Raw genomic sequence first — 4315 nt, 5'->3', positions numbered from 1 at the left:
CCCTGCCGCCTGCGCTGCCTGGGCAGCGGCAGCAATCTGGTCACCGGCGTTATTCGAGAGCATGACGGCCTTTACTCCTTGCGTCGCTGCGTTGGTCAGCGTCTCGATCTGACCGGCGACTGAGTTCTCAGCCGTTGGCCCGGTGAAGATCAATTCGCCCTTGTTTTGCAGTTCGGCGTGTGCTTCCTTAGCGCCTTCGTATGCCTGATCAAAGACGGCGATCCCTAGGAACTTGGGCAACAGAATCATGTCGATATCCAGACCAGGCGTTGCCGACACAGCGCTACTGCTTGGCGCAGTGGTTGGGGCCGGGGCACTGGTTGGGGCCGGGGCACTGGTTGGGGCAGGTGTCTGGGCTTGTGGCGTACAGGCTGCCAGCAACAAAGCGAAGATCAGAAGAACGACAGGGAAGAGATGGGATTTTGTCAACTTCATAGACACACTCCTCTAGCCACGAGTAACGATCGAACACCACTGTTCAATACCTGTCATCTACGATGAAACACCGGTCTCGATTTCGGCATGCACCTCCTTTCGCTGCACAATGCGTCGTTGCCAACGTTCACGCACAATCTGAGCCAGATTAGGCAACAACACCGAGAGGATCAACAACAAACCTACAACACCGGTTTGCACGTTGCCCGTCACATTGAGCAACGACATCCCGTTGCGCAGATTGAGGATAACGAGTATCGAAAGACCGACGCCGACCAGATTACCGACTCCACCGAAGATACTTACGCCGCCGAGGAGCACCATTGTGATAATATCGAGCTCAAACCCATCGGCGGTATTACCTCGCACAGCACCCAGTCGGGCCGCCAGCAAAATACCGGCCAGCGCCGCAATCAGACCAGAGGCGACAAAGAGACCGAGCTTCAGCCGGGCAACATCGATGCCGGAATAGCGGGCAACCGCAGCGTTATGACCTACAACGTAGACCAGGCGACCAACGCCGGAGTACTGCAGAACGATAAAGGCAACCGCGAATAGACAGGCAAAGACAATCAAACTGAAAGGGAATGGGCCGACCAGTGGGTGCTGTCCAAGCGCGGTAAACCATGCTGGAAAGCCTCCAATCGAACGATCCTCAATCAGAATCCGTGCCACGCCACGAAACCCAATCATACCGGCCAGGGTCACTGCCAGCGACGGCAGCCCGACATAAGCGACCCAGAAACCGTTGAATGCGCCACACAACGCACCGACCAGCAATGCTACCGCAATTGCCAGCTCCATCGGTATTTCTTGCTCGAAGAGAACAGCCACGATACAGGCGGCCAACCCCATCACCGACGCCACCGACAGATCGATCTCACCATTGATGATGATGAAGGTCATCACCAGTGCCACAATAATCTTCTCGATTGACAATTGAAAGAGATTAATCTGATTATTCAAGCTTATATACGCCGGAGCCAGATAGGTATTGATAATTGCAACCAGCAGCAAAACTGCCAGCAGCAATCCTTCCCAACTCAGCAGGCAACGTAGTTTAGCGTTCATTGCCGACCTCCGCACGCAAGGCCGGCGATGCCCACAAACGGCGTAGCCAGCCTAAAATGACCGAGTCTGAAGCGACTGCCAGCAGGATCAACAATCCTAAAAGGGCATCACGCCAGAACTCACTGATACCGAGCCAGCGCAACAGTCCCTGACCGAGCAAGTCGATGAGAAAAGCACCTAACAGTGCTCCAAGCACCGTTCCCGATCCGCCAAACGTGTTCACACCACCGACAACCACTGCTGCTACCGACTCGAGTTCGATCCCCTGCCCGGCAACCGCCGTGATATTGCCAAAGCGGGCCAGAAACAGGAAACCGGCCAACCCAGCGAGCATGCCACAGAGTACGAACGCTGCCAGCACCATACGCTGGGCCGGCAAACCCGCAAAACGCGCTGCTTCGGGATTGGAACCAATCGCGTACAATCGCCGACCAAAGATGGTGTAGCTCAATACCAACTGAAACACCATCACAGCAACAACCGTGATCGCAAACAGTGGCCGAACGGCAAAATCGCCAATGAAGAAGAGATTCTGTCTACTCAACTCAACCACCCACGACGGCAGCGAGTCGACAGTGATCGTGCGTGCATTTGCGTAATTAATCAGCAACATCCGGTAGATAGCCAGCGTCCCTAGAGTTGTAATGATCGCCGGCACCCGGCCATAGGCAACAATCAGACCATTGATCAGGCCCATCGTACCGCCCACCAGCAGGGCCAGCCCTACCGCAACGAGCGGTGGTAAGCCGTTATTCGCAGCCAGTTGCGCACCGACGAAATAGGCAGTAAAGCCAACGATAGAACCTACTGACAGATCGATATTGCGGGTCAGCACCACGAGTGTCTGCCCGATGGCTACCATACCGACAATCGCCACACTCGACGTAATGCGGTTAAATGTGCGTGCCGAGAGGAAATTTTCGATCTGCCAGCCAAAAATCAACAGCGCAATGACGATTAACCCGATCAAACTCAATTCGCGGATCTGTTCTGGCCGAATCCGCTGCCGCCACGTATTCATGATGTGCTCCCTACCTGACCTACCGATAACCTTCCTCATCGGGTAACCAACGGTTCCACACCGTTCGCAAGGGAATCACCCAACCGGCATACCGTCATACATGTGGCCCATCGCCGCTGCCAGCACTCGTTCCTGGGTTGCTTCCTGACGTGAAAAGATTGCCATCTGCCGACCTTCACGCATCACTAACACCCGATCACTCATCGCCAGCACCTCGGGCAAATCCGACGAGATGAGAATGATGGCAATTCCTTCCGCCGCCAGATCATCAATTATCTGGTGTACCTCAGCTTTTGCCCCGACATCGATCCCACGGGTTGGTTCATCGAGGATTAACAACCGGGGTCGGGTATTGAGCCATTTGCTTAGCATTACCTTCTGCTGATTACCACCTGACAGTTTGCCTACTTCGACCGCCACTGAGGGTGTCCGGATTGCCAGCCGCTGACGATACACCTCGGCGGTTGCAATTTCATCTGCCTGCCGCAACAAACCGAGTGGATTGAGATAGCGACGGAGCGTTGGTAAGGTGATATTGGCCGCAATCGACATCGGCAATGAGAGGCCGAGACCGCGCCGATCCTCACTAACATACGCAATACCGTGATGCATAGCCTGGCGGGGATTGGTAATGCGGACGAGTTGCCCATCAATCCGCACCGTCCCACTATCGGCGGGAGCGATACCGAAGAGTGCCAGCCCCACATCGGTGCGTCGTGCCCCGACCAGACCGGCAAAGCCCAACACTTCCCCGGCCCGCACATCAAACGAAATCTCCTGGAACGCACCCTGACGGCTCAGATCACGTACCTCTACCAGTACCTGATCGCGCACCGTATGACGGCGCGGAAAGAGCTGCTCAACACTCCGCCCGGCCATATCACGAATCGCCTTTTCGGGCGTCACCTCAGCGCGTGGCACCGAAGAGATCAGTCGGCCATCACGGAACACCGTAATGCGGTCGGCAATCGTAAACACCTCTTCCATCCGGTGTGAGATAAAAAGGATGGCCACCCCTTGCTCTCGTAAACGCCGCACAATTGTAAAAAGCTTCTCCACTTCATGCGCCGACAAAGCTGCCGTCGGCTCATCCATAATCAACACACGCACCTGAAGCGCCAGCGCCTTCGCAATCTCTACCGTCTGTTGAGCAGCAACACTCAACCCACGGGCTGGTAGACGCACATCCAGCCGCACATCGAGTTGCGCGAGCAGCACCTCCGCCTCGCGATATATACGTCCCCAATCAACAAACGGCCCCCGACCGGCATGAGCGATAAAGATATTCTCAGCCACATTCAGATCGGGATACATCAGCGGTTCCTGATAGATTGCTGCAATTCCCAACCGTTGTGCAGCCAGCGTACTTCCGATATGCACCGGACAGCCATCGAGGAGAATCTCACCACTATCAGGCTGGTACACACCGGTCATAATCTTGATCAAAGTAGACTTACCGGCGCCATTCTCACCGAGCAGTGCGTGCACCTCACCCGGATACAACCGCAAACTGACGCCATCGAGCGCCTGCGTATTACCGAACCGCCGCGAGATATCGCGTATCTCAAGCACCGGCGAAACCTGCATACATCCCTCACTGCACTATCGTGATCGAAAAAAAACCGGTAAACGGTGCACTCCGCTCCGGAGCATCGGGTCCGGCGGTAATCAAATGGTGAATCGCATCCACCGGACAAAAGCTGGTCAAAGCCGTCTGACCGAGCTTACTGCTATCAAGCACCGCAATCACCCGATCCACGTGGCGCACCATCTCAGCTTTCAGCAACC

General features: G+C 55.5%; 4 protein-coding genes and 1 pseudogene. All 5 read right to left on the bottom strand.

The annotated features are described in order from the left end of the window. A partial coding sequence (locus tag VAE55_RS18265) for a substrate-binding domain-containing protein (protein WP_322817149.1) occupies window positions 1–435 on the bottom strand: 435 nt, incomplete at its 3' end. Window positions 436–492: 57 nt separating this feature from the next. Next, window positions 493–1506: an ABC transporter permease gene (locus tag VAE55_RS18260; RefSeq protein ID WP_322817148.1), complete on the bottom strand. Its 1014-nt coding sequence runs from the start codon at window positions 1504–1506 to the stop codon at window positions 493–495. Then, window positions 1496–2527, bottom strand: a complete 1032-nt coding sequence (locus VAE55_RS18255) for an ABC transporter permease (RefSeq protein ID WP_322817147.1) — start codon at window positions 2525–2527, stop codon at window positions 1496–1498. Before VAE55_RS18255 ends, VAE55_RS18260 begins: the two co-directional genes overlap by 11 nt. Window positions 2528–2602: 75 nt before the next feature. Further along, window positions 2603–4114, bottom strand: coding sequence for a sugar ABC transporter ATP-binding protein (locus VAE55_RS18250; protein ID WP_322817146.1), 1512 nt, complete (start codon window positions 4112–4114; stop codon window positions 2603–2605). A gap of 7 nt (window positions 4115–4121) precedes the next feature. After that, window positions 4122–4315 (bottom strand): annotated as a pseudogene (locus VAE55_RS18245) (DeoR/GlpR transcriptional regulator); the annotation flags it as partial.

The sequence above is a fragment of the Chloroflexus sp. genome, assembly GCF_034432675.1.
In the GTDB taxonomy this organism is placed as follows: Bacteria; Chloroflexota; Chloroflexia; order Chloroflexales; family Chloroflexaceae; genus Chloroflexus.
The sequence above is the reverse complement of the archived record's forward strand: the minus strand, read 5'-3'. Positions and strand labels throughout refer to the sequence as shown.

What these genes read in the sequence shown, in the direction of transcription:
- VAE55_RS18260 (WP_322817148.1), bottom strand. Translation starts at nt 1,506, where the DNA reads ATGAACGCTAAACTACGTTGCCTGCTGAGTTGGGAAGGATTGCTGCTG.
- VAE55_RS18255 (WP_322817147.1), bottom strand. Translation starts at nt 2,527, where the DNA reads ATGAATACGTGGCGGCAGCGGATTCGGCCAGAACAGATCCGCGAATTG.
- VAE55_RS18250 (WP_322817146.1), bottom strand. Translation starts at nt 4,114, where the DNA reads ATGCAGGTTTCGCCGGTGCTTGAGATACGCGATATCTCGCGGCGGTTC.